The sequence below is a fragment of the Niabella pedocola genome, assembly GCF_021044425.1.
Classification (GTDB): domain Bacteria; phylum Bacteroidota; class Bacteroidia; order Chitinophagales; family Chitinophagaceae; genus Niabella; species Niabella pedocola.
On record NZ_JAJNEC010000005.1, the window covers coordinates 541781 to 567831 of the forward strand.

Annotated in this window: 20 protein-coding genes; 10 read left to right on the forward strand and 10 right to left on the reverse strand. The window is 49.1% G+C overall.

The genetic code is table 11. The features are described from left to right. Positions 1–151: 151 nt before the first annotated feature. The 8 genes from LQ567_RS09900 to LQ567_RS09935 all read right to left on the reverse strand — a co-directional run bounded on the left by LQ567_RS09900 (position 152) and on the right by LQ567_RS09935 (position 17159). Positions 152–2050, reverse strand: a complete 1899-nt coding sequence (locus LQ567_RS09900) for a RagB/SusD family nutrient uptake outer membrane protein (RefSeq protein ID WP_231004345.1) — start codon at positions 2048–2050, stop codon at positions 152–154. Between the two features lie 112 nt (positions 2051–2162). Next, complete coding sequence (locus tag LQ567_RS09905; protein ID WP_231004346.1) at positions 2163–5498, reverse strand: SusC/RagA family TonB-linked outer membrane protein; 3336 nt, start codon at positions 5496–5498, stop codon at positions 2163–2165. Positions 5499–5537: 39 nt separating this feature from the next. Beyond that, positions 5538–6230, reverse strand: a complete 693-nt coding sequence (locus LQ567_RS09910) for a DUF3826 domain-containing protein (RefSeq protein WP_231004347.1) — start codon at positions 6228–6230, stop codon at positions 5538–5540. A 225-nt stretch (positions 6231–6455) separates the two neighbouring features. Beyond that, a complete protein-coding gene (locus LQ567_RS09915) occupies positions 6456–8861 on the reverse strand; it encodes a glycoside hydrolase family 2 TIM barrel-domain containing protein (protein WP_231004348.1) in 2406 nt (801 codons plus the stop codon). Between the two features lie 35 nt (positions 8862–8896). After that, a complete protein-coding gene (locus LQ567_RS09920; RefSeq protein ID WP_231004349.1) occupies positions 8897–10000 on the reverse strand; it encodes a glycoside hydrolase family protein in 1104 nt (367 codons plus the stop codon). Next, complete coding sequence (locus LQ567_RS09925) at positions 9997–12684, reverse strand: family 78 glycoside hydrolase catalytic domain (RefSeq protein ID WP_231004350.1); 2688 nt, start codon at positions 12682–12684, stop codon at positions 9997–9999. The genes LQ567_RS09920 and LQ567_RS09925 overlap by 4 nt, the downstream gene beginning before the upstream one ends. 12 nt (positions 12685–12696) lie before the next feature. Continuing rightward, positions 12697–16215, reverse strand: a complete 3519-nt coding sequence (locus tag LQ567_RS09930; protein WP_231004351.1) for a malectin domain-containing carbohydrate-binding protein — start codon at positions 16213–16215, stop codon at positions 12697–12699. Positions 16216–16397: 182 nt separating this feature from the next. Further along, a complete protein-coding gene (locus LQ567_RS09935; protein ID WP_231004352.1) occupies positions 16398–17159 on the reverse strand; it encodes a hypothetical protein in 762 nt (253 codons plus the stop codon). 200 nt (positions 17160–17359) lie between these two features. Between LQ567_RS09935 and LQ567_RS09940 the strand changes: the two genes are divergently transcribed. The 7 genes from LQ567_RS09940 (at position 17360) to LQ567_RS09970 (ending at position 22259) form a co-directional block, all read left to right on the forward strand. After that, positions 17360–18247, forward strand: a complete 888-nt coding sequence (locus tag LQ567_RS09940) for a dienelactone hydrolase family protein (protein WP_231004353.1) — start codon at positions 17360–17362, stop codon at positions 18245–18247. A gap of 145 nt (positions 18248–18392) precedes the next feature. Next, positions 18393–19277, forward strand: coding sequence for a glycoside hydrolase family 43 protein (locus LQ567_RS09945; protein ID WP_231004354.1), 885 nt, complete (start codon positions 18393–18395; stop codon positions 19275–19277). Between the two features lie 556 nt (positions 19278–19833). Continuing rightward, positions 19834–20235 carry a helix-turn-helix domain-containing protein gene (locus tag LQ567_RS09950; RefSeq protein WP_231004355.1) on the forward strand — a complete coding sequence of 134 codons (402 nt, stop codon included), beginning with the start codon at positions 19834–19836 and terminating at the stop codon, positions 20233–20235. Positions 20236–20270: 35 nt separating this feature from the next. Beyond that, positions 20271–20666 (forward strand): VOC family protein, encoded by a 396-nt coding sequence (locus LQ567_RS09955; protein WP_231004356.1) that lies wholly within the window; start codon positions 20271–20273, stop codon positions 20664–20666. A gap of 132 nt (positions 20667–20798) precedes the next feature. Next, the gene (locus tag LQ567_RS09960) at positions 20799–21254 is read left to right on the forward strand and encodes a helix-turn-helix domain-containing protein (protein ID WP_231004357.1); all 456 of its coding nucleotides are present in this window, start codon (positions 20799–20801) and stop codon (positions 21252–21254) included. A 47-nt stretch (positions 21255–21301) separates the two neighbouring features. Next, positions 21302–21730: a VOC family protein gene (locus LQ567_RS09965; protein ID WP_231004358.1), complete on the forward strand. Its 429-nt coding sequence runs from the start codon at positions 21302–21304 to the stop codon at positions 21728–21730. Between the two features lie 70 nt (positions 21731–21800). Continuing rightward, positions 21801–22259 (forward strand): DUF1569 domain-containing protein, encoded by a 459-nt coding sequence (locus LQ567_RS09970; protein ID WP_231004359.1) that lies wholly within the window; start codon positions 21801–21803, stop codon positions 22257–22259. A gap of 152 nt (positions 22260–22411) precedes the next feature. On the opposite strand, the gene LQ567_RS09975 is transcribed toward LQ567_RS09970, so the two are convergent. Continuing rightward, positions 22412–22573 carry a hypothetical protein gene (locus LQ567_RS09975; protein ID WP_231007332.1) on the reverse strand — a complete coding sequence of 54 codons (162 nt, stop codon included), beginning with the start codon at positions 22571–22573 and terminating at the stop codon, positions 22412–22414. Here LQ567_RS09975 and LQ567_RS09980 point away from each other — a divergent pair. The 3 genes from LQ567_RS09980 to LQ567_RS09990 are packed head-to-tail and all read left to right on the forward strand — an operon-like array spanning position 22544 to position 24407. Further along, complete coding sequence (locus LQ567_RS09980) at positions 22544–23020, forward strand: Crp/Fnr family transcriptional regulator (protein ID WP_231007318.1); 477 nt, start codon at positions 22544–22546, stop codon at positions 23018–23020. The two genes, LQ567_RS09975 and LQ567_RS09980, sit on opposite strands and share 30 nt — an antisense overlap. Beyond that, positions 23017–23592 (forward strand): Crp/Fnr family transcriptional regulator, encoded by a 576-nt coding sequence (locus LQ567_RS09985; RefSeq protein ID WP_231004360.1) that lies wholly within the window; start codon positions 23017–23019, stop codon positions 23590–23592. The genes LQ567_RS09980 and LQ567_RS09985 overlap by 4 nt, the downstream gene beginning before the upstream one ends. Before the next feature lie 59 nt (positions 23593–23651). Continuing rightward, positions 23652–24407 carry an SDR family oxidoreductase gene (locus tag LQ567_RS09990; RefSeq protein WP_231004361.1) on the forward strand — a complete coding sequence of 252 codons (756 nt, stop codon included), beginning with the start codon at positions 23652–23654 and terminating at the stop codon, positions 24405–24407. 207 nt (positions 24408–24614) lie between these two features. Here LQ567_RS09990 and LQ567_RS09995 read toward each other — a convergent pair whose 3' ends face one another. Beyond that, on the reverse strand, positions 24615–26036 hold the full coding sequence (locus LQ567_RS09995; RefSeq protein ID WP_231004362.1) for a glycoside hydrolase family 125 protein: 1422 nt from the start codon (positions 26034–26036) through the stop codon (positions 24615–24617). Between the last annotated feature and the right edge of the window lie 15 nt (positions 26037–26051).

A 26051-nucleotide genomic window follows, 5' to 3' on the forward strand; every position in this document is an offset into this window, starting at 1 on the left:
TATCAGACGTTTTTTTATAAAAATACTTATGGAACCCTTTAAAATAATTGTATAAAATACTTTTAAAAATACGGCCGCCTGCTGAACGCACATCGTGTGAGAACCTGGCATCCATTTCAAACAGATGCCGGTCCTGCAAAGCCGCTTTCCGTTACTCTCTATAATCAAATGTTCCCGCAGCATTATTATAATCTTTCCAGCCTATGGTTTGTTTCAGCCAGGGGTTATTGCTTAAAATAGTTGCTGTTAACCCGGATATATAATAGTTAGACCGAAAATTAATAGACAACGGATTATTGGATGCGTCTTTATCCATGGGCTGATCGGTGCTTACCACCTGCAGATTATTATCAAAAAATGTTTTCAAATTGTTCAACTGTGTTGTAAAGTTGGCAGCATCCGGATCACAAAGTATGGCCGTACGGGTACCCAGCAAGGGGTCCGCTGTATTGGACAACACAGTCTTATACTGCCACAGCCTGCCGGTACGCGCCGTTCCGTTAATGGGATTGATGCCCAGCTTGACACAGGTATTTTCACCCAGCGGTGTACCCCCATCATATAGTAACCAACGCTGCGCATCCCAGAAACGTTTGCCTTCGTAGGCCAGTTCTACCCGGCGCTCGTACAAGCAGGCTTCAATAGCCGCATATTTACCGGCGGGTGTGCCTAATCCAAAATTATTTGCGGATGGTATTCCTACCCGTTCCCTTATTTTGCCCAGGTATATGACCGCGTTGCCAACATCGCCTTTTGCGGCGTAACATTCGGCAATGTTGAGTAATAGTTCTGCATACCGGTATTCAAAAATATCCGTACCGGAATACGCCAACCCGGCTGCGGTGCTCGCTCCTGTAAGGTTCGACATTTTACGGACGATTGCCGGGCTGGATACCTGGTTGCCGTCGCTGTATGTTTGCTTATTGCCGGTAGACAGCCAACGGTACAGCCAGATCGTATCATTACCGGCCTCTTTTAACGGCCACCGGCTGCCTGAAAATGCAAACGTCCGGTAAAAACGGGGATCCCTGTTTAAGAAGAAATGCAAAGAGTCATACCCATTTGCGATCGTTGGACGTGAGCCATCTGCCAGCGGGAATAAATCGATCATTTCCTTAGGAGCCGAAACACCACCGGCACCGGTTTGTTTAACAACGCGGATGCTTCGCTCCCAGCCGTTATTCTCCACACCCGAGGAGGCCACTGAGTTTGAAAGTAACCGGATAATAATGGCTTCCTTATCATTCAGCTTCGTATCATTGATGTACCACATATCGCTCCACTCTTTAGCGGTTTTTCCATACAAGCCTTTACCTGCAGCAGTTAAAGCGGTTTCGGCTGCCAATCCGGCATCAAGCGCCTTCTGCCAGCGATCACTACCCGTGTTATCCCAGTCTTTATTAAATAAGGGGCTGGCATAAGCTAACAACACCCGGCTCTTCATTGCCAGGGCCGCGCCGCTTGTAAAACGTCCGTAATCAGTGGCTCCCCATGCAGCAGGTAACAGTGCTGCCGCAGAATCAAAATCGGAAATGATCTGCGTTACCAATTCGCTGGTTGTGGCGCGGGGATGTTTTATTGAAGAATCCAGCGCCGACGCGTTTTCAGTAGTGGTTACAATCGGTACGCCGCCATATACACGCATGAGTTCAAAATACTGCAGCCCCCTCATAAACAGCATCTGGCCTCTCGCCTTCTTCTTAAAATCATCGGATAAAGCCTGCCCCTTTTCCCCGATCTTCTCCAGCAGGAAATTTGCATTCTTAATACGCGTATAAGGTACGTTGGCCGGGTTTACGCCCAGCTGGCTTCCATAATATGCATCGGCCTGTGCGGCATCTGTAAGCTGTTTTTGCGGATTGGTATAATCGGTTACAGTACCGCCCATTTCTTCGGTAGACCGCGTCCTGGTGTCGTTGTATAACCCCACCACACTGAGCACGGGCGATTTGTAGGCCGAAAAGAAATCATAATAAAGCCGGTCAATATACCACCCCGTCAATGTTTCGTTGGCGAAAATATTTTCATCATACTTATCATAGCTTTTCATGTCTTCCAGAAAGCTTTTCTTACAACCCGCTGCAAGAACAAAAGCTGCGATTAGGAAACAGAAGATTTTTATACTTTTCATGATCTTATAAATCTAAAGTGAATATTATCTGTTAAAAGGAGGCATTAATTCCAAACGACCAGGTGCGCAATGTAGGATATGAAACCTTGGGGTCATCATACATATTCCGGTATTTGTCCGGATAAGGGTTGTAAAAATCCCAAAGGTTGAATCCTGCCAGGCTTACCCGGAGCGCACTCATTTTCAGCTTCCGGGCAAAGTCTTTCGGAAGTGTATATCCTATCACCAGGCTGCGTACAAAACTCCGGAAATTGGATATTTGCCAGAAGTTAGACTGAACACCGTTATAGCTGTAGTAGGCTACGTTCGGCCATCTGCCGTTGGCATTATCGGTACTGTCATACATGTTGTTCAAATAGGATTCTTTTGCCCAAAATACCTGCCCGGAACTGGTGGGTTGTTTTATGTAATCAATGCTGTTATACCCTCCCCAGGAAGTAGCAATCTGCGTGCTCAGGCTAAGATCCTTCCATGAAAAACTCAGGTTTGCAACAAATCCCTGTGTCCTGTTTCTGCTTACCAATTTCGTTTTGTCCTGTCCATCGTCCTTGATCTGGCCATTGGGCCCTGCTATTGTTTGGGCATTGGCATCCAGGGGGCCGCCCAGGTCCTGGTAAGCAAGCATTCCCTTTTTCAGCCCCGCTTTCGTGATGATATCAAAATACGCCGGAGTAGTACCGGCGGCCGTTGCACGATCGGTCAGGTATTGCCAGTAAGCATCGATATCTCCATCGGTGCGCAACAGACCATCTCCGGCAGATGTACCTTTCCAAACAAGGTATCCCCAGGACGGAAGAATCGTAGATCCGCCCTCTATACTTGTAATATTTGCAGGGTACCCAAAAGCAACCGGCGTCCATTTCTTTATTTTATTATCACTGGTTCCGAAATTAATACCAATCGAATAGCCAAAGTCGCCCACATGATCCTTCCAGGTGGCACTTAGTTCAGAACCCCACGACTTTATAATCCCATAATTCTGCTCTGCAAAACCACCACCAACGGAAATAGGCACTCCCACCATTCCGGCCATCGACATCAATAAATCATAGTTATAATCCCAGTAGCGGTCATAGGTCAGTGATAACCGGTTTCTAAGCACATTCACATCCACCCCGATATTCTTTTTGATATCGCCATCCCATCTTACATCCCTGTTGGGCGTTGCATCCGGTGTTAACCCGTTGGTTAAGGTACCGCCATTTGACCCAAATACCATTCCCTTGTCCGATGCGTACGTGAATGTTTGCATCCAGCGCCAGGCTTTCAGGTTATCCTTACCGGACTTACCGATAGAACCCCGGATCTTCAAAAAGTCGATCCAACGAACCGCATCAGCAAACCAGTTTTCGCGCGATATGATCCAGCCCGCGGACGCACTGGGGAAAAAGGCCCAGTAATTCTCGGGGGCAAATTTTACAGATGCATCTTGACGGAATGCAAACTGCAACAGATACTTGTTATCATAATCATAGTTCACACGGCCTAAATAACCCAGGCTTCCCAGATCCGTTTTGTATACATAGCTGTTCGAAATATTCAATGTTCCGGCAGAGGGCGACGAGCCGTTATATGCACCATAAATGGGCACATCGTAAATCATAAACTTCTTTACATAGTTCTGCACGCCTTTTTCTGCCGACACCATTGCCGAAATGCTGTGCTTTCCGAACTTCCGGTCGTAATTAATAAAAAAGTTTGCCTGCTGCACTTTACCGATCACATCAGAATAACGCACGGTAGAGCGATTGTTATTGATTCCGGTAAACCAGTTTGCAGCTGAATCGGCGTATAAATGCGTTCCGGCTTTATCGGTATTTTTCTGAAGCCCCAGCAACAAGCCCAGCATTGCCTGGTCATTATTATAGGTAGAATAGTTCAGGCCATAGGTTCCCTTCAATGACAGCCCTTTAATAAAGGGCACATCATATTGTAACGAAAAATTCGCCGCATAAGACTGGTTATCGTCCTTCGTAAAGGAGCCGTTATCAAGCATCGCAAAATAGTTCCAACCTGAAATGTTATTCTGCCCTACTGGTGTGGATGATGCTTTTGCGGGACCGAGGGCCGGGGAAACAAAGTAGTTTTGTCCGCCAACGCTGTATTCCCAGGGAATGTATTTAGGCATATGCGCTAAAATCGCATAATCCGTTTGTTCCGCTCCCGATGTATACGCTCCGTCGTTGATACTGATCTTTGTAAATGATTTCTCTACCACCGAACTATTGGCAGACACCGTAGCCGAGAGCTTCAGATTATTGGCCACTTTAACGTCTACACCCGTTCTGAAGGACCATTTATTATAATCCTGACTGCCTAAATTCGGCTGCTGTGTATAATAGCTTGCTCCGGCAAAATAAGTAGCTCTTTCCGAGCCGCCGCTTACATCCACTGAATGCTGCATGGCTCCGCCCGCCTTCCAGGCCTCCTTCAGCCAATCGTAATTCAGCGTTTTTAATTGCTCCAGTTCCGAGGGATCGAAAAAATTATTTGGAGCCCAGCCTGCAGAGCGTCCAAACCGGTTCGCAAAAATACCATACTCATAGGCACTCATCGTTTTGCCAAAACTTACGGCATCATTGTATTCGAATTTTCCGGCATAAGATATTTTCGGCGCACCAATTTTACCCCTTTTTGTTTTCACAAGAATAGCACCCTGCGAAGCCCGCGAGCCATAAATAGAGGCCGCCGCGTCCCGCAGCACGGTGATACTTTCCACTTGTGAAGGATCCAGGTTATTAAACTGATCGAGGGTTGGCAAACCTGTATTGGGATCCAGCTGGATAATATCATCAATGATCACCAGTGGGATCGGGCTGTTACCATCCTTACTGAAACCAAAGTTCTGCCGGATACTTAATGTGGCATTCTCCCCCGGCCGCTGACTACCACCGGTTACATTTAACCCGGGTATCTGACCCTTGAGTGCTTCGGCGATACTGCTTACCGGAAAATCCGCAATTTTTCCCATGTCAACAGTGGCTACAGAACCGGTAAGGTTTTCCCGCTTTTGACTCCCATAACCGATCACCACTACTTCATCCAGTTTATTCTCCTGACGCCTCAGAAGAATTTTTACGGGTGTCTGTGTTGAAGGATCTACATAAAGCTCTCCATATTCATACCCGATATGCGAATACTGCAGGGTTGCACCACCCGCGGGTATATTCATGGTAAAGCCTCCCTGGCTGTTGGATACGGCGGATTGCGGCGCATTCTTCACCTTTATGGTTACGCCCGCCACCGCCTCCCGGGTAGAGTCATCTACCACCTGGCCGGTTATTGTTTTTGTTTGGGCACTAGCATATAGCCCCCAACAACTAATCGTGCATACAAATACGACTCTTAAAATAGTCTGATAAAACATATGGCTTTGCTGTTTTTATTTTATGGTTCTGGTTGCTGTTTACTGCTTTTGCCCGGCCTTTACCCGTTCCTGCCAGGCCTTGCTTTCTTTATTTACATCGTAACCTCTGGAAGAAAGATAGTTATTGATACGGCCCTTATATTTTCCGAACCAGGCATGTTTCTTTTCGGAAGACCCGGCATCCATGGCATGCTCTCGTGCTTCTGTAAGTGCCTCCATTATAAATTTTTGTTCTTCCGTTGTAAGCCGGGGAATCATCTCCAGATATCCTTTGTAGGTAATGGGAAGCACATTATAGGTCATCCCGTTTTTTATAACATCGATCTGCTCTTTTGTGAGCAGGGCAGCGAGGTTTTGAATGTACTGCCTGTGCAACTGAGTGCGGTCCGCCTCTGTTTTAGCCGCTGCTTCATTGATTTTTTGTGTAACTGCCGCCTTATCAGCCGTGGCCTCCTTAATAATCCGGACTGCCGCCTCCTGCTTTTCGTCGAGTTTGCTTAAGGCAATGTATTGCGCCGCAACCGTTTCCTTCACTTTATAAAACAGGGTCGAATCTTTCAGTGCCAGCGGTGCCACAATCTTATATGCCCGCTGCCCGATTGCCTGCCGGTAGGCCATATCCCCACTTCCATCCTGCCCGCATACAACCGATAAATTAAAAATTGTAAAAACAACAATTAATACACTTTTCGTAAAGGTGCCCTTGTTTTTTCTGTAAAAAAAATACTTCATGACAATCGCTATTTGGCTGAAATCCTTATCCTTGAAATCTGACATTAAAAGTAAAACGCCTGAAGGCCCTGTGCAATGTACGGTTTCACTAATAAACTGGAAAATATTCCTATTCTCCGCAACGGTTTGCGTAACCGGAACCGCCTAAACTGTATGATCCTCAACAGCGCAGGCCCCGGAAAACACCGGGGCCTGCTGTATATATTCCTTTAAATCAGCGGGCGTTTACTTTACCCATACCCGGACCGAAGCCGGCTTCAGTCCGGGCGATGTTACAGTAATAAGGGCCGTGCCCTTTTTCAGTCCTTTCAATATTGCCAGCCCCAAACCATTGTATACCCGGTGCTGATTGGTTTGAAAGGAGCGCAACTCCGCCTGGTAGCCATTGTCCATCGCCACCACTGTTGCAACGGCTGTACCGGCCACCCGTACTTCATCCTGTGCATCCGGAACCAGGTTTCCGTTGTTATCCAATACGCGGATGGTTATAAATGCGCGATCGTCTTTATTGAGCTGCAACCCCTGGTTTTCTATTTCCAATGCGATCTGAGCCGGAGCACCAGCGGTACGAACGGCACGTTCCAGAACGGTTTTCCCGTTCTTCCGTGATATCACTTTCAATTCCCCGGGTTCAAATGGTACCCGCCAAAGCACATGGAAGGCCGTATCGCTCTTGTGTTGTATACCCAGGGAACGGCCGTTCAGAAACAACTCCGCCTCATCGGCCTGGCTATAATACACTTTTACATCAACCGTTTGCCCCGCTTTCCAGTTCCAGTGCGGAGCCATATGCAGTACCGGCTTGCTGGTCCACTCGCTCTGGTACATATAGTATACATCTTTGGGAAAACCAGCCAGGTCCACAATACCATAATAAGCGCTTCTTGCGGGGTAGGGATACGGTACCGGCTCCCCCAGGAAATCAAACCCCGACCAAACAAACAGGCCGGATAGATAATCGTGCTTTTTTATAATGCGCCAGGTTTGTTCGTGTGTAGATCCCCAGTAAGCTGCTACATTGTCGTAGGCCGAAACCGTATAATCCGCGTTTCCATTTTCAACAAATTTAAATTTTGAACCGGAGGGCCAGAGCCGCAGCGAATCGGCCGGTCCGTCATAATGCCCGCGGGTAGCCAGACCGGATACATTTTCGGTGGCAATGAATTTTTCGCCGGGATAGTTTTTTGGAAAATCCTCATAGGCTTCGATGTGATAATTTAATCCCACCACATCCAGGGCCTTTGACTGGTAAATAAAATTTTTATCCGGCCTGTTCTCACTCAGGGCACAGGTAACCGGCCGGGTGGTATCCAGCGCCTTTACAATATGCACTAATTCTTTTGCCAGCGCGATACCCGTTGAATCAAACTGCTCCCGTATTTCGTTACCGATGCTCCACATAAACACGCTTGGATGATTGCGATCGCGTTTTACCATATGCTCCAGATCCCGCCGGTGCCATTCCGGGAAATCGCTGTAATAATCATACTTGTTCTTCTTCTTTGCCCACATGTCAAAAGATTCATCCATTACCAGGAAACCCATTTCATCACAGAGGTCCAGGAACTGCGGATCCGGCGGGTTGTGCGCGGTACGGATCGCATTCACTCCCATCTCCTGCATCATGCGCAGCTGCCGGCGCGCCGCCGACCGGTTAAAGGCTGCACCCAGTGCACCCAGATCATGATGCATGCATACTCCCTTTATTTTTAAAGGAATACCGTTCAATGAAAAACCCTTTTGCGCGTCAAACGAAAAATAGCGTACGCCGAAAGCGGTGGCCCACTCATCTGTTTGCCGCAGGCCATCAAAGATTTTAAACACTGCTTGATACAGTTTGGGTGTTGCTACCGCCCATAATGCAGGATCCTTCAATATTGTTTTAAAACGGAAACCGCCGGTTGCGGCCTCCGGTACACCATCAAGCAGGGCAACCTGCCTGCCGGAGGGATCCACGAGCGTACAGGTCACTTTTACATTTGCTTTCCGGGTTGCAAGATTTAAAACTTCGGATGTGGCATTGAATTCCATCTGCCCCCTGGCATTCCGGGTAGTATACACAAAAGTGCCCCAACGTTCAAAGGCTATTTTTTCGGTGATCACCAGCCGGGTATCCCTGTAAATCCCCGATCCTGTATACCATCTGGAATTGGGCTGGCGACTGTTATCGACTCTTACAGCAATGGTATTTTTTTGGCGGCCCCGCCGGATATAAGGAGTCAGATCATAATCAAAGGAAGTATACCCATACGGCCATTTGCCAAGATAGTGATCATTGATCCACACTTCGGCATCTCGGTAAACGCCGTCAAATTCTATACGGATATGCTTCCCAACCGTACCACCGTCCAGCGTAAACGTTTTCCGGTACCACCCCGTTCCTCCGGGCAATGCTCCACCGGCATTACCTGCGGGATGGGTGGAATCGAACCCGCCTTCTATGCTCCAGTCGTGGGGAAGGTCCAGCTGCCGCCATCCTTTGTCATCAAATGCATTGTCCTTCCAGGAGGTGGCATCACCTAAACGGAAACGCCATCCCTTGTTAAAATCGATCACCCTGCGGGGATGCTGCTGAGCCATTGCTACCCCGGCCAATAACAAACAAATACTTAGTTGTAATAAATACTTCATTGCTTCTCTGAATAAACCTGTGCGGTTTGCAACACTCACCGGTTTGTAAAATGTATCGTGCTTTTCCCTTTATCCACCGATGTAGCCACCGCAATCCCCCGCTGGTATTTATCGTTTACCGCGCAGTAAAAATGATAGACCACTCCCTTGTATGTTACCACACAGGGTTTGTGTGCATATTTCTGATCAAAAGGTTCCGAAGAACGGATCAGGTCATCCCCTTCCCAATCGGTCCAGTTCACCAGGTCGTACGAACAGGCAAAGCGGTTAAAGGTTTCATTCTTCCGGTCTTCCCAGAATGCGCCAAAATAAAACATTACCCAAAGATTATCCATTTTCTGTAACACTCCGTCACCGGTAATCCCTATGCGATGATGTACCACGGGATCGGGCTGGTAGCGTTTCCAGTGTACCATATCGTTCGACACTGCCATGCCGATGCGTTCAAACCAGCGCCATTTGGGCGTATTCCGACTGGTGTCGCCATTGGCATTGTAGTACATCACAAAGGGATAGCCCAGCGTCTTTTTTTTATCCCATATCACGGAGCTCTTATACAGTTTTTTATTCTCCCACCAGCGTACATCCGGGTCGGTAGCTTTCAACACCGGCTGGTTCAGCGTACGCCATTCATGCGGGGCTGCCACATCACCCGGCGTATACGCCATACCCACAGACAGTAATCCGGCTTCATAGCCCGGAGTATGTCCGCCGATATAGCTCATCCAATAATTGCCATTGTACTTTTCTGCACGATAACTTCCGCCCCAGGCAGGATCAATCAACGACACATAACCTGCTTTCTGATAGCCATCCCACCTTAATGAGTCACCTGCTTTGGACAACATTTTTCCCAGGGTTGTCCAGTGTAGCAGGTCGCTGCTTTGCGCCAGCCAGGTCTCGTACCCATCGCCATCAAACTCGATATAGGACATATACCATTTTCCGTTTTTGCGAAACACGGTAGGACAGTCCAGCTTTTTTGACGCACTGCCCGGAGCCAGTACCAACCCATACTTGTAGGGTGTTTTTACGGTTTCATATACTTTTTGCATTACGGCCTGCGGCACTTCTTTTTTTTGGGCGCCGGCGGCATAGCTTAATAAGAAACATCCAATCAATAGAAATGCTTTCATCATTTTTTCTTTGCGGTAAAGCTGTAGCTGCCCGATCCTGTTTTTACGGGCGCTTTATCATATTCCTGCGGAAAATAAACCGTAGCCGTGGCATTGGCCGGGATGACCACATTGATCGTAAGTTGATCGCCATCCTTCTGCCAGCGCGCCTTTATCAACCCGCGTACAGAATGATAGCTGGCTTCGGCGTGGTCAATGGCCCCTACCGGATGCGGTTTTATTTCAATGTCTTTAAACCCAACGGAACCCGCTGCCTGCCGGATGCCGCAGAGGCCGGAATAGAACCATTCCATCAGGTGCCCCAGCATAAAGTGATTATTGGATACCGAAGACAAGGCCGCCCAGGATTCGGTAAGCGCGGTGGCACCCTGGGCCAGCTGGTAGCCATATCCCGGAACATCGTTGCGGTTGTTCATATCATAGATCACATCGCTGTAGCCGGCATCTTCCAGGGCACGCAATACATACCGGTAGCCCACATCGCCCCCCGTAAGTGCATTATTCCGGCTGCGGATATCCTTTACCAGGTTTTGTACCACGGCATCCCGGTATTCCGGTTCCACCAGGTTCATGTACAGCGCCATGGCATTGGCCGCCTGGCTGCCGGTGGCATATTGTTTGGTTTGCCGGTTAAAGAATTTTTCATTAAAGGCGGTCTTCACTTCGCCGGCCCAATTGTCAAACAACGGCGCATCCGTATCCATTCCCAGCAATGCCGCCACTTTGGAAAGGATGGTGAGGTTATAATAATAGGTGGCGGTGGCCGTAACACCCATCGGCGTCAGCTGCGAAACACCGGGATGCGCCGGGCCAATATCGTACCAGTCGCTGAGCCCGAATTCGAGAATGTGATTTTTAGATTTCGCTTTTAAGTAGGAAACATATTTTTTCATCATGGGATATGCCTCCTTCAGCAAGGCAGTATCTCCATACCATTGGAAGGCATACCAGGTAAAAATGATACCCGCGCTGCCCCATTCCGGAGAATCACGAAAGCCGCCATCAAAGTGTACATACTCAGGCGCAATATCCGGGATCAGCCCTTCTGCTGTTTGGGCATGGATCATATCCCTTACCACTTTTTTACAAAGTGCTGCAATATCATAATTGTATTGTACGGAGCTGCCCATCAGGTGCGTTTCTTCCAGCCAGCCCAGTTTTTCGCGGTGCGGACAATCGGTAAATACGCTTACCATATTGCTGCGGATCGCCCAGCGGATCAGGTCGCTTGTTTTATTGAACAACGTGTTGGAACTGCTGAATGCGCCGATCTCCGGAGCGCTGTTACGGATGTGCAATCCTTTCAGCTCCTTTATTACCGGCAGCCCGGCGGTATTCTCCCCTGGTGTGGCCCCTTCCACCTGCACATAACGGAACCCATAGTAGGTAAAGCGGGGTTGCCATTCCTCCACACCATCACCTTTAAGCACATAGGTATAAATATGCGGCGACCCGGTGGCTTTTTGATTTGCAGTACCGTCTTTATTGACCAGCTCTGCCGGCCGCAGCCGGATGGTGTCGCCTTTTTTACCGGTAACTTTTATTGCCGGGATGCCCGAAAAATTCTGTCCCAGGTCATAAACGCAGGTATCTGCTGCTATTTGCTTTTGAGCAACCGGCAGCAAGGTTTGCAGGATCCGCACCGGTTCTGCCGGCTGGGCCTGTAGCTGTGGCGGACCGCTGGTTACCACGGCTTCCGTCCAGTCTGCATCGTTAAACTGCGAACGGTTCCAGCCGGCCTGTTCCCGGTTGGCATCATAATCTTCCCCGCCATAGATACTGGAAAAATAGATAGGCGATTCCGCGGTTTTCCAGCTATTGTCGGAAACAACAATCGCTGAGGAGCCATCCTTATATTCGATCAGTAATTTGGCGATCATCTTCGGGAAGCCGTACGCTCCCGTCAGCTTCCGGTAACGTTCCCCGGGAATATAGTAAAACCCATTTCCCAGCATCACACCTACTGCGTTCTCCCCGTTTTGTAACTGGGCGGTAATATCGAAGGTTACATACTGTGCATGTTTCGCATATTGTGTCCACCCCGGGTCCAGGAAATGATCTCCCGTTTTTTTGCCATTCACATACATTTCAAAATGTCCCAATCCACTGATAAACGCGGTAGCCTGTTTTACCGGTTTGGTTACGCTGAAACGTTTACGCAACAATGGTAATACATCCGGACGCTTACCCCAGGTCTTTTTGCCATTGCCATGTGCAAAGGGCACAATGATGCCGGAGTCGGCCACCACTTCGCGGGCGATCCACCGGGCGTTCGACCAGTCTGCAATATCCAGCAACCCCATCTGCCACTGTGCGGGTTCGCTGAAGGCCGCAGGCCGTCCGTTTGCATCCCAGGTCATCACTTTCCAGTAGTATTTTTTACCGGAGATCAGTGGCTTACCCGCGTAGCGGATCTGGATGGAAGCATCGGAATATACCTTCCGCGAATCCCATACATTACCCCTGTTTTTTTTCAGCAGCAACGGGTCATCGGCTACCAAAATGCGATAGGCCGACTGTGCCGCATTTTGCCGGGCACTTTGCAACTCCCAGCTGAACCGGGGATGCGGATCCTCCACGCCCAGCGGGTTCTGCAGGTATTCGCAACGCAGGTATCCCGCCGTTAGCTGGGCCTTACCCAAAAAACTGATCAGAAGAAGCCAACCAAAAACAAACCATTTTTTCATACGTCAATCGTTTTACTGAATGTCAATGCCGGATACCAAAAGCCCCTTTGCGTTTTTTAATGAGAGCCGCACGGTATAGTGCCCGGCATTGATCATGCTCCCGGTAGTTACCGTGGCCAGATTCCATTTGCCGGACCGGGTAAATTTAAGCGGAATCTGCTGTTCCACCATCCTGTTGCCTCCTGCATCATGGAGCACCAGGGTTGCTTCGTTTGCTTTGTTGTTGGGTTCATAATATTTTACCGTAATGTTATACCGGTCCGCCACGCCTGTTTTTACCGTCCACTCAATAAAGGTTTCCGCATCTGTGTCAACAACCGACCTTGGCGCCCCGGCAATCACTTCCGTACGAACGCCACCACCGTATTGCGCATCGGCAGCTTTGTAGGATGTTACCGGTTTCAGATCGAAGGCCGGCTGCATATTCACCGAAGGGGTAACCGCCACCAGCAGGTCAGTTGTTTGCGGCAGCATGGTAATGGTTCCAGCCACAACCCGTTTTTTGTAAACCCGGTAAACGTTTCCTCCCTGCTCATCCGTGATCATTTCGGTGCCCGTTACCTCAAAATCCCTGAGCAGTAACGTATCCGGGGCGTCACCGGCAATGGCTACATACACATCAGAGGCCAGCTGCACCCGGAACGACAGCGCAACGCCGGTGTTGCGGCGCGCCCGTATCCAGTCTGCACCAAACAGGTCCGGCGGCAGCCGGCTGATCTGAACAGCCTCACCGGTAAAAGGACGATCACCGATATCCAGCCAGGATACCGACGCCGCCTCTTTTCCATGGATTGCTGTTATATTTTCAAAAGCCGGTGCCGCGGTAACGCCTTGTTTTTTTGTAGCAACAGCGATGGCTGCTATCAGTGCCTCGCCGGCGGCCGTATGCGGGAAGGATATTTCCAGAAGCCCCTTTGTTACCGTAACGGGAATGACTTTTTTAAGTGCCCCGTTGGTACCGGCCTCCTTCCAGATATCCAGGTTGTGCAATACGGTTTGACCGTTGAATGCCACATCAAACAACCGCATACCGGTAGCATCCAAACCACCGCCAACGCCCAGCCAGGGTTCTGCAAAATAGAGCTCTACCTGGTAGGTTCCGTTGGGCAACGGGAACGTATAGCGCAGGTCCTGCCTTCCGTAGCGGAATGCCTGAAACAGCGGCCAGTCGCGCGTTCCCCTGACAGGAGCAAAAGTCCGGCGCTGACTGGCAAACGCAGCCGGCATCCCCGGGAACCGATCGGCCCAGGAGGCGGTACCCCGAAAAACTGTTTGCGGTTTAAGGTTGATCATTTTCCGCTGGACCTCCGATGGCATTGCCTTGTCGGCCTTCCAGGTGTTTCCGTGGCTATCCGTATACTCCGGACCGCCACAATTGATGCGGTAGATATAATGATATCCCGCAGCGGGCTTTGTATCCGCCGCCGTACCCGTAAATAATTGTTCAAAATGCGGTGCCTCCGGCAAATGGTATAGCACCATTGTATCCCTTGCAACCGGCTTGCCACCCACAAATCCCACTGCGTATAAAACATTGTACCGGATATCTGCGCCATCCCACTGAAAGTGGAAACCCCGGCCCCTGCTTTTTTGCCGTCCCAGTGGTACTGCTGCCACATCATTGTACAATGCCACTTCCTCACAATTGGAATACACGCAGATCGAATCTTTCAAACCCGGTTTCATCCAGCGGTTGGGCCAGGTATGCGAAGCGATATATACCATTGGGCCAGCGGTTGCAGGAACATAGTTGGCGCGGTACATATAATATACATCTGCGGGTTCTTCCCAGGGTGTCAGCATGCCTTTATAATTGACCGGTCCAATGCGGTCCAGGGCGCGGTAGCCTTCTCCTCCCTGCACCCGGCCGGGATTATCGTGCGATGCCAGTAGCCAGAAAAAATGTCCCGCCGTACTGTCTTTTACCTGTTCCGCCAGGCGCAGTTTCTTTTCCATCAGCAAGGTCATGCGGTCTTCGCTATAAGCTCCGTCCTGTACAAAGCCGCCTTCTGTATGCAGGTCCAGCATCCGCCAGGCGCCGTACTCGCCTACCAGTACCTGTTTTTTTAAATCATCGCCATAGGCATCCGGATCTCCACCATAAGTACCCGTCCAGTTCTGCGGTACATCCCAGTCCGTGCCCTTGCCACCATTGCAGGTGGTTACCAATCGTTCTTTTGAAGCCGTTGGGTCCAGGCTGCGGATAAGCTCCGTACATTCCTTTGCAAAATCCTCCGGCAGTTTGCTTTCATTCTGAATGCCCCAGAGGATCAGGGACGGATCATTGCGGCGCTCAATCACCCATTCGCGCAGCAGTGTTTTAAACCGTTGGCGGAATGCAGGCGTATCATACCAGATATGCGCCGATAGCTGCGACCACCATAAGATCCCTTTCTGATTAAACAGGGTTCCATACAACAGATTGTGCGGCTGGTGGGCATCGCGGAAGGCATTAAAACCTGCGGCCTGCAGCCATTTTACGCGGGCAATTACCTGTTCCTCGGAAAACGCATGGCTCTGTCCCAGCAGATGTTCATACTCTGCAATACCGTTGATCAGCAACGGCCTTCCGTTTAAAAAGAACCGGTGTGTATCGGAATCCCAGAAAATAGTGCGGAATCCAACGCTGGTAGTAACACGGTCCGCTTCCTTTCCATTTATTGTAACAATGGTTTCCAGCTTGTAGAGATAGGGCTGCTCCACCGACCATCGCACCGGGTTGGTGACTGCTAAAACCGGTTGTGTGAACGTGAGGGAATCATCTTTCTTTAAACGTACGGTTTGTTGCGTTCCTGCCGCAATGCGGCCCGCCGCATCCCTGAGCCGGGTAACCAGTTGCACTGCCGGTTCCCCGTTCCCGCTGTTTTGCAGGGTAATATTTACATGCAACAGCGATCGTTGATCCTGCACATCAGCCCAGGTATGCACGCCAAAAGCGGGCACATGCACCGCATTGGTTGTAATCAGCCGTACGGGACGGAAGATCCCCGTAGGTTGCGATCCTTCCGAAAAACCCCGTTCCTCACTGCATCCGCCGCATACCCAGGGCAGGTCCTGTATGTTTGCCGGGTGCTCCGCCATTACTGCAAGATCGTTCCCGCTCCCGCTATGCACGACATCCGTTACATCCAGTGTAAAAGAAGTGCGTCCGCCCGCATGGCTGCCTGCTTTCTTTCCGTTTATCCAAACCGTTGCATAAGCACCCACCCCTTCAAAAAAAAGGAAGTAGCGTTTGCCCGCCTGCCTATGCACTGTAAACTTTCGCTTATACCAGGCCGTACCATGCAGGTTTCCGTGGAGCAGCCTCCGGTATCCGTAATAGTCATCCCAATTATGCGGAACCGTAACCGGCTTCCATTGAGCGGTATTATAGGCAGGTTGTTCAAACCCGGTATACATTCCGGTGTTGGGTCCGGCAACGGATACCCAGTTATCATTTAAAGATACCGTATCGCGCAACGGCTGTGCCACTGATCCCAATGTCAACAATAACAATCCGGTCATCAAAAAGGACAGCAGTGCCGTACGCATAAGAGCTATTACAGTGCAACGGCATTTATGGCGCTGAACTGCGGCTGCTGTTATTATAAAAAAAATACAGGATCTTGCAATCGCTTTCATACACGGTTTCTTAACCAACCCTAAAGATTCGCTTTTTTCCTTAGGAACGGCTGTAGAATTCGACTATAATGATGTAGGATTTTGTTACCGTATTAATTCCTGGTTATTTTTCCGGGATCATTCAACAAAACTGTTGCTTCCTTAAATACGGTTAGTACCGCCTCCGGTGTTTCCCGGGTGCCCAGCCTGTTTATAGAAACCACATACCGGTACAACCCGTTTGCAAACGTAATGGTATGATTTCCGCCGCTTCCCTGTGCTTCAAAAACGCCGTTATATAATACCAGGTCCGCATCTTTCTTTGCGCTCTTCAAACTCCAGCATGCATAGCGCCACTGACCACCGGCCAGCTCATCGATCCGGATCCGGTAGTGCTTTGTAATGATCCTATACAGGGGTGTAGCCAATTGTTGCAGGGAAGACGGAAGCTGTTGTTTATCTTTTTGTATGGCCCTTTCCAGGAGTACCTTTTCTTTTTCTGACTGGTAGTTAATGGCGGTAATACCGCCTGCATCATCCATCCAGAGTGCCCCATTATCCAGCATCAGGCCTCTCCAGCCCACGACCGACCAATCATCCGTTTTTGACCGCGCAATCCGGCGCAGCAATTCCCCGTCAAAGATCGTATCAAAACGGGCCAGCATTTCCGCCTTGTTTTTTACATCGGACAGCGGATAGGTTCTTCTTAAGGGATACACAACCATAGCGGCAATCTGCCGTTTATCACCGGCGCTGGCTGCCCGGATCAATTTATCTACAATCAACCGCTGCCCATCACTCAATCCGTTCGACTGCGCATACAGTGCCTGCGATACCATTGTAAACAGCCATAAAAGAATGATGTGGTATTTCATATGGTCAAGTTAAAAAAAATCAGCGGAAGACCGGCGCATAAAGCCGCCTGTTTGCGAAAATGCATAATACCCGAGTCTTTTGCGCGTTTCCGGCCACTGCAGCTTAAAACAGCAGGCCCTGCGGAGCGTAAAAAAAAACAACTAAATTTGGAAAGCGTCTGTATCTGCAATATTCATTTTCCCACTTCAAAAACAGCAATATGAACCCCATCAAAAAAGAAGATATCCGCCAGGAAGTATTTGATCTTTATGATGATTATGCGCATAACCGGCTCGACCGGAGAAGCTTTGTGCAACGCCTCTCCGCCTATGCCATTGGCGGGCTCACGGTTCCGGCGCTTATGAGTTTTTTAATGCCGGATTATGTAACCACCGCAGAGGTAAAACCGGAGGATAACCGGGTAAAAACAACCTACATCCATTACCCTTCGCCTAAGGGCGGCGGCTCTATAAAGGCCTTGCTGGCATGGCCGGAGGGATTGAAAAAGAAAACCGGTGGTATTGTAGTGGTACACGAAAACCGCGGCCTGAACCCGTATATAGAAGACGTGGCGCGGAGAGCGGCCCTGGAGGGTTTTATAGCCCTTGCGCCCGATGCGCTAACTCCGCTTGGTGGCTATCCCGGCAATGATGACGAGGGACGTACGCTTCAGGCCAGGCGCAATAAAGAGGAGATGCTGGAAGACTTTATTGCTGCCGCAGCTTATTTAAAAACACAACCGGATTGTAACGGAAAAGTGGGCGTAGTGGGGTTTTGTTTTGGCGGATGGGTTGCCAATATGATGGCGGTACGGATGCCCGGTTTATCAGCCGCTGTTCCCTTCTATGGCACGCAGCCCGCTGCGGATGAGGTATCCCATATACAAGCCCCCCTGCTATTACATTTTGGCGCACTGGATACCCGTGTTAACGAGGGATGGCCCGCTTATGAAGCAGCGCTGAAAAGCCATCATAAAAAGTATACGGCGTATATCTATGCCAACGCCAATCATGGGTTTCATAACAATACCACCCCGCGTTTTGATAAAGCAGCGGCGGATCTGGCCTGGCAACGAACGATCGATTTTTTTAAGAAGCAGTTGCTATGAGCTAAATAAACCCTGCCTGGGCACTCCTGCGCCCGGTAGCAGGCTTTGTCTGCCGGAATAAATTCCGGAGTTGTAAAAAGTGGGTCCGGCCGGTGGCAGGCCATCATTGGTATTACTTTTGAGGGATTACCGGAAAGCAGGCACTATGCAACATTCCGGCAATCCCATTATCCGGCATAAATTTACCGCAGATCCCACTGCACTGGTATTTAACGACAGGATCTATTTATACACCGGACACGATGAAGCGCCGCCCGGTACCGAAGCCTATGTTATGCACGACTGGTGTTGTTTTTCTTCTGATGATCTGCTGCACTGGGAAGAGCACACGGATGTATTAAAAGCAACCGACTTCAGCTGGGCCTCCGGCGGAGCCTATGCCACCAGCATTATTCAACGGAATGGCCGTTTTTACTGGTATGCAGCGGTAAACCATAAAACCATCAGCGGTTCGGCCATTGGCGTAGCGGTATCATCCACTCCAACCGGAAAATTTGAAGACCCGCTGCAGGCCGCACTCATTACCCGCGATATGCTGCCGCCAACAGATAATGAAAAGATCAACCTGGATCCTTCCGTAATCGTTGACGATGATGGTATGGCATACATCTTTTGGGGTAATAAAACCTGCCACTATGCAGCACTGCAGGACAACCTGCTGGGTATCGCCGGTACCATAAAAACGCTGCCCCTCCCCGGTTTTGAAGAAGGCGCCCATATCCATAAGCGAAACGGGTGGTATTATTTATCTTACGGCTACGGGATGCCGGAAAAAGTAGCCTATGCGATGAGCCGCAGTATCCACGGCCCATGGGATTTTAAAGGCATCCTTAACGAGCTGGCCGGCAATTGTGCCACCAACCGGCCCTGCATCATTGACTTTAGGGAGTGTTCCTATTTTTTTTATCACAACGGCGGATTGAAGGATGGCGGCAGTCACCGCAGGTCGGTTTGTGTGAACGAGCTGTTTTACAACGAGAACGGTACGATGCAGCGGGTTATTATGACTTCTGAAGGGGTAATGGTTTAGACCGGGCGTCCTGTTCCTTTGTAAACTTGTAACAGGACTAACACCACCCAGCTGTCAACTTTTTTCAGGACGAAGCAATCTGTGGCATCATTTTTTGTTGCAAAAAAAAATGCCACAGATAATTATGTTACAAATTTGTTGCAACTTTCAAAATAACAAGCAATACTGCAACAGACAGTAGCGGCAGGTTCTCCAAGCTATCAGTGGAACAAGGCAGCATCCAATAAGCCGTTCCTACGGCACTCTGTACTCCCATAACATGGGCCTGCCTCCGGAATAAATTCAGGATTTTTAAAGCATGATCAGGCCGATGGCCTTATGCAAATAAATGGTGATATGCAGGTTCATAAAGTGTGCGTGCCGTATCCGGCCATGGATGCAGCATGCATGTATTGAGAGACCTGGGAGACCGATGCGGCAAGGGAGTACTGTATAAACCGTTCCTATAGCCCTTTCCGCTCCATAGCATGGGCTGTACCCCGGACTCATCTGCGGTCTTACACAGAAAGCCGCGGCCGGTAACATCAAATTTGATGAATCATCTTAATTTTACCCCATGACCTTTTATCAACAGGAGATCAACCGGATCCGGGAAAACTGTTATTCAAACGAGACACACCTGATGGCGGTGATACGTACCCGGCGTTTTATCAATGCCCATTTTGAAAAAGAGCTGAACCTGCAACAACTGGCGCAGGCCGGCCTTACTTCAAAATTTCACCTGCTGCGGCTTTTTAAAAGGTATTACGGCCAAACGCCCAAGCAATACCTCACGCATAAGCGCATTGCACAATCCATCATCTGTCTTAAAAAAGGCATGACAGTGACCGATACCTGCTTTTCGGTGGGCTTTGAATGCCCCAGCTCCTTCAGCACCCTGTTTAAACAGAAAACAGGACTGCCGCCGGCGGCATTTCAAAAAAAGCAATTTCTACAAAGTACGCCGGACGGCGTTTAAGGAATTTGCTGCTTTAATTTTAAACCGCAAAAAAAATGAGAGTAAAAGTGATCAGCATCCCCGTGCAGGACCAGCAAACAGCGCTGGATTTTTATACCGGCAAACTGGGCTTCGTAAAAAAGCATGATGTGCCCCTTACCGGCAACGACCGCTGGCTTACAGTGGTATCTAAAGAAGAACCGGACGGCGCGGAAATATTGCTGGAACCCAGTCCTAACCACCTGGAAGCGGCCGGTACCTACCAGAAAGCATTGTACAACGCCGGTATTCCCTATACCCAGTTTGATGTAGACGACGTGGACGAAACCTACCGGCAACTGACCGCGCTCGGTGTTGCGTTCAGCGTAACGCCTACCGAAATGGGCACCGTAAAGATTGCCGTGCTTGATGATACCTGCGGCAATCATATACAACTGGTGGAAATGCTGTAGCCGTACTCATTCCTTTGCCTGTGAAGGCTTCGTGCAAAAAGGAACACGCTGCCGGGTTGGTTTGTGCCGGGCAACTGCGGTAAATTGAGCCGATACCCGTAATTTTAAGGTGCAAACACCGGTTTACACAAAATGAGCACAACACAGGAATATCCAAAGGTTTATTTGTATCGCAGGATCGTACAGGCAAAATTATTTATCGATGCCCACTATGCCGATAAGATCGACCTGGACAATATTTCCGACGAGGCATTTTTCTCGAAGTTTCATTTTATACGTCTTTTTAAAACCGTATATGGCAAAACACCGCATCAGTATTTAAAAGCCACCCGCATCGAAAAAGCCAAGCAATTACTGCGGGAAGGCCAATCCGTATCGGATGCCTGTTTTGGGGTGGGGTTCGACAGCCTGAGCTCTTTCAGCGGATTGTTTAAACGGGCCGTGGGGCAATCCGCCTCCGTCTATGCGGCACACCACCAGCTCAACAGGGAGCAAAAAGCCCATACCCCCCTGGCTTTTGTACCCGGTTGTTATGCGTACCAGCACGGCTGGACAGAAAATAGCAATTTTGAAGAAACAGACCCGTAACGGACTCGCTAATTTTACTTTCGTTAATAACCACTAAAACGAAAGATATGATTACAAAAATGACCGTTACCAACATCCACGTCCTGGACCAGGACAGTGCCTATGACTTTTATGTAAATAAACTGGGCTTTACCCTGGTGGATGATATCCCCATGGGACCAGACACCAGATGGCTTACCGTATCGCCGCCGGAACAGCCAGACCTGCAGCTGGTGCTCTTTCCTGTTAAAGTAAGCAAGATGTTTCCGAAAGAAACCGCGGATGCGCTGATCAAACTGATCAAACAGGGCATCTTTGGCTGTGGTGTGCTTACCTGCAACGACATCTTTGCCACGTACGAGGAACTGAAGGCCAAGGGCGTTGAATTTATAAAGCCGCCCACCAAAGAGTTTTATGGAACCGAAGCCCTTTTTAAAGACGACTCCGGCAACTATTTTTCGCTTCAGCCCCTGAATAATTTTGACGCGCAGCCATAGCCGCCCATTTTCCACGCGGGATCTTCATCACCTATTAAACAACCTTATTATAAACATAAAAACGAGCACAATGAAAACCGTATTTGATCAAAAAGTAAGAGACGAGCTGCTGAGCCGTATTCAGGAGCTGCATGAAAACAGCAAGGCCCAATGGGGCAAAATGGATGTGGTGCAAATGGCCAGGCACTGCAACAAATGGAACAACTGGGTACTGGGCAAAGGAAGCTATAGCAATCATGTATACAAACAGGGCCTTTTGGGAAAGATCTTTGGTAAAATGGCGCTGCGCAGCAATACCAAAAATGAAAAACCCATGGGTAAGAATATGCCGGCGGGTGCGTTTGTAATAAAGGAAACAGGGGGCAATCTGGAAACGGAGAAAGCCCAGTGGGCCCAGTTGGTGGGTGCATACGCCCACCATTCGAACGACCGCTTTATACATGACTTTTTTGGAAAAATGACCAGGGAACAGATCGGGATCTTTGTGTATAAACACCTCGATCATCACCTGCGGCAATTCAGTGCCTAGCGCTAAGGGAAAACAGCTTATCCAAGCCTCTGTTATCCTTCCGGTTTCAGGTATTTGAATAACACCGGCCCGTTCTCCCCGGCAACATCTGCCACTCCTACTCCTGCCAGCCTTGCTGCAACGATCCGGATCCATATATTCTCCCCGTTTTTTTATATATTGCTGCTTTCTTCTGCCCCATGCATCCATTGATACAGCATATCCAGAAAATAACGGAACATCAAGCGGTTGATGCAATACCGATCCTGTCTTTTTTTGAAGAACGTTCTTTTCCCAAAAAGGCGATGCTGCAGGAAGAAGACAAGTACTGCCATTCGTATTTTTTTGTTATCCGGGGCTGTCTGCGCTTATTTTTCACGGATCGCAACGGGATCGAACAAACAATGCAATTTGCTTTGGAGAACTGGTGGATGACCGACCTGGACGCGTTCCGCCTTGGGCGAACATCCGCTTATACCATCCAGGCGCTGGAACCAACCGAGGTATTGACCATCGATGCAAAGAACTACGTCCGGCTGCTGGAAGAAATTCCGCTGATGGAAAACTATTTCCGCCGGGTATATGAGCGGGCTTATGCAGCATCACTGCTCCGGGTGCAGATGATTTCACGGATGCCCAAGAATGAGTTTTATGCACTGTTTGAATCTAAATATCCGGACTTTATGCAGCGGGTACCCCAAAAGATCCTGGCTTCATTTCTCGGTTTTACACCAGAATACCTGAGCGAACTGCGTAAAAAGAGAATTGAAAAAAAACAATGATGACCGATCAGTTATTTCTTCACATCCGGCGGTTACTTCCGGAAGCCGTAATACCGCAGACCGAAATTGCTTCCTTTTTTCAAGCCCGCCTCATAAAAAAAGAACAATTACTTTTAAAAGAAGCGGAACCCTGTACGCATATTTATTTTGTGAATAAGGGTTGCCTGTATCTTTTTTATCACCAGCAAAACCGGAAGGCCGTCATTCATTTTGCACTGGAGCATTGGTGGCTCACGGATTATAAAAGCTTTTGTGATGAACAACCCGCGGTATATTCGATAGCGGCTGTTGAAGACACCGAGGTCCTCAGCATCAGCCGTAAGGATTACGAAACGCTTTTACAATCCTTCCCGGTGATGGCGCTGTATTTTAATAAAATTCATGAACGGGCATACGGTGCAGCACTGTTCAAACAAAAGACCTATGCCACGTTATCCAAAGAAGCTTTCTACCGGTACTTCCGCACTACCTACCCTGCGGTTATAGCACGTATCCCAAACGAGCTGTTTGCATCCTATATGGGAGTGTCACCGGAAGAATTGCGTGTGTTACAGGAGGCCTTCATTTCTTAAACCAGCTTAAGTTTTCCGGTACAGACATCTTTCATCTTTGCAATACAAAAAAACACAAGATGAAAATAGTTGTAATCGGCGGTACCGGCCTTATTGGTAGTCAGTTAGTGCAACAATTGCAAAAAGCGGGACATGAAGCAATTCCCGCATCACCCAACACGGGTGTAAATACCCTTACGGGCGAAGGATTGAACGAAGTGCTGCAGGGCGCACAGGTGGTTGTAGATGTGTCCAATTCCCCGTCCTTCGCTGATGAACCCGTAATGCATTTTTTCAAAACCTCTAATGAGCACCTGCTCCCGGCGGAAAAAGCAGCCGGCGTACAACATCATATTGCGCTATCGGTAGTGGGCACCCAAAAACTGCAGGCCAGCGGCTATTTCCGTGCTAAGCAGGTACAGGAAGACCTGATCAAAACATCGGGCATTCCTTATACCATTGTGCATGCCACCCAGTTTTTTGAATTTGCAGGAGGCATTACACAAATGAGCCTGGCCGGCGATCAGGTGGTTTTACCGGATGCTCATATACAGCCCATTGCCAGCAAGGATGTAGCCACATTCTTGGCTTCGGTAGCATTGGCCGCCCCTGCCAACAAGATCCTGGAAATTGGTGGTCCGGAGCAATTCGATATGAACGCATGGATTCAACAATACCTGCAGGCCTCTCATAAAAACAACGAGGTAGTTACCAGTAGCACGGCTTTATACTCGGGCGCACCACTGGAAACCGACACCCTGGTTCCGGAAGCGGCCGCATACCTGGGCCCTACAACATATGCAGACTGGATCGCCCAGCCCGGAAATCTGCGGTAGTTCCGCATTTGCAGATGTACGTCTGTAAGAAGGGCCGTATCAAAAGTCTTACGTTGTATTGCCGGGCAATGTCAAACCAAATTTGCTCCAGCTTCTGTTCCGCATCTAAAAACGGAACAGGACGACAATACACCTGAAGGTCGTTTTGATACGGCCTTTTGTTATGTACAGCTTACGCTCCTTATGATGCACCACCCGGAAACGGGATCAGCCCAATAAGGCCGGCCGTTCCTTAAACGTTTTCCAAAGCAGCTCGCCAAACAATGTATTGGACCACGCGAACCATTTGCGGGTAAACTTCTTCGGATCATCCTTATGAAAGGATTCATGCATAAAACCGGTACCTCCATGTGTTTTCCGGAGCGTATCAATACACCAGCGGATCTCCCTGTCGTCATTGGAGGTGAGCGCTTTCATGGTAATGCTCATGGGCCAGATCATATCTTTACCGATATGCGGCCCGCCAATACCTTCCGCCACTGATCCCCTGAAGAAGAAGGGGTTTTCCAATGACCATACATAACTACGCGTAGCCTTATACAAAGGATCCGTATGTGGTATGGCCCCCAGGTAAGGAAGGCCCAGCAAACTGGGTACATTGGCGTCGTCCATCAATACGTGGCTGCCGTACCCGTTTACTTCGTATGCATACATTTTTCCTAATTGCGGATGGGTAACAACCGCGTACTTTTTTATTGCAGCTTCTACTTCATTTGCCAGCTGCACCAGCCCGTTTGCCAGCGCCGTATCGCCTGAAATTTTACCCACCATTTCCGATGCCTGCCGCAGACTTACCACCGCAAAAAGATTGGATGGAACCAGGTAGGCAAAGATCGTAGCATCGTCGCTTGGCCGGAACATAGAACAGATGAGCCCTACAGGCTTCACCGGGTAACCATACCCTCCCATAGGAATACCATCTGTGGCCCAGGAGGTTTTTCGTTCAAATTTATACGGGCCGGGGCCATCCTTCCGTTGCTGCTCTTTAAAGGTTTTTAACGTAAGTGCAATCCCTTCCTTCCAGGAAGTATCAAAAGGAAGCGTATCGCCGGTTTCTTTCCAGAAGCGGTAGGCCAGCCGGATGGGATAACAAAGAGAATCGATCTCCCATTTCCGCTCATGGATACCGGGCTTCATGTCGGTGCTATCGGTTTCCTTCCATTCACTTACCTTGCTATCGTCGTTATAGAACGCGTTTGCATAAGGATCCTTTAAAATAAAATGGGTTTGTTTACGGATCACCCCGGCTATCAGCCGGTGCAGCCCCTGATCCTGTTTAGTAAATGCCAGATAGGGATATACCTGTGCAGAACTATCCCGCAGCCACATCGCATCGATATCGCCGGTAATGACATAGGTATCCGGCTTCCCGTCCGTTTCCTTATAGTAAACCGTGGTATCCAATGTATTGGGAAAGCAGTTATTAAAGAGCCAACCCAGCTCCCGGTTCTTTACTTTCGACTGGAATGCTTTTATTGCCTGTTCTATTGCAGCACTCTTAAAATGCCGCTCCCCTTCCGGAACCCGCACCAGGGGAAAATCGTTTTTGCCCTGAGCGAAAGAAAAAGGACCCAATGTTAGCCCGGCCCCTAACACACCTGTATGCTGTAGAAATGTTTTACGGTTCATGGTTTACCTGCTTAG

Coding starts and splice junctions, on each gene's coding strand:
- LQ567_RS09900 (WP_231004345.1), bottom strand. CDS start 2,050: ATGAAAAGCTATGATAAGTATGATGAAAATATTTTCGCCAACGAAACA.
- LQ567_RS09905 (WP_231004346.1), bottom strand. CDS start 5,498: ATGTTTTATCAGACTATTTTAAGAGTCGTATTTGTATGCACGATTAGT.
- LQ567_RS09910 (WP_231004347.1), bottom strand. CDS start 6,230: ATGAAGTATTTTTTTTACAGAAAAAACAAGGGCACCTTTACGAAAAGT.
- LQ567_RS09915 (WP_231004348.1), bottom strand. CDS start 8,861: ATGAAGTATTTATTACAACTAAGTATTTGTTTGTTATTGGCCGGGGTA.
- LQ567_RS09920 (WP_231004349.1), bottom strand. CDS start 10,000: ATGATGAAAGCATTTCTATTGATTGGATGTTTCTTATTAAGCTATGCC.
- LQ567_RS09925 (WP_231004350.1), bottom strand. CDS start 12,684: ATGAAAAAATGGTTTGTTTTTGGTTGGCTTCTTCTGATCAGTTTTTTG.
- LQ567_RS09930 (WP_231004351.1), bottom strand. CDS start 16,215: ATGCGTACGGCACTGCTGTCCTTTTTGATGACCGGATTGTTATTGTTG.
- LQ567_RS09935 (WP_231004352.1), bottom strand. CDS start 17,159: ATGAAATACCACATCATTCTTTTATGGCTGTTTACAATGGTATCGCAG.
- LQ567_RS09940 (WP_231004353.1), top strand. CDS start 17,360: ATGAACCCCATCAAAAAAGAAGATATCCGCCAGGAAGTATTTGATCTT.
- LQ567_RS09945 (WP_231004354.1), top strand. CDS start 18,393: ATGCAACATTCCGGCAATCCCATTATCCGGCATAAATTTACCGCAGAT.
- LQ567_RS09950 (WP_231004355.1), top strand. CDS start 19,834: ATGACCTTTTATCAACAGGAGATCAACCGGATCCGGGAAAACTGTTAT.
- LQ567_RS09955 (WP_231004356.1), top strand. CDS start 20,271: ATGAGAGTAAAAGTGATCAGCATCCCCGTGCAGGACCAGCAAACAGCG.
- LQ567_RS09960 (WP_231004357.1), top strand. CDS start 20,799: ATGAGCACAACACAGGAATATCCAAAGGTTTATTTGTATCGCAGGATC.
- LQ567_RS09965 (WP_231004358.1), top strand. CDS start 21,302: ATGATTACAAAAATGACCGTTACCAACATCCACGTCCTGGACCAGGAC.
- LQ567_RS09970 (WP_231004359.1), top strand. CDS start 21,801: ATGAAAACCGTATTTGATCAAAAAGTAAGAGACGAGCTGCTGAGCCGT.
- LQ567_RS09980 (WP_231007318.1), top strand. CDS start 22,544: ATGCTGCAGGAAGAAGACAAGTACTGCCATTCGTATTTTTTTGTTATC.
- LQ567_RS09975 (WP_231007332.1), bottom strand. CDS start 22,573: ATGGCAGTACTTGTCTTCTTCCTGCAGCATCGCCTTTTTGGGAAAAGA.
- LQ567_RS09985 (WP_231004360.1), top strand. CDS start 23,017: ATGATGACCGATCAGTTATTTCTTCACATCCGGCGGTTACTTCCGGAA.
- LQ567_RS09990 (WP_231004361.1), top strand. CDS start 23,652: ATGAAAATAGTTGTAATCGGCGGTACCGGCCTTATTGGTAGTCAGTTA.
- LQ567_RS09995 (WP_231004362.1), bottom strand. CDS start 26,036: ATGAACCGTAAAACATTTCTACAGCATACAGGTGTGTTAGGGGCCGGG.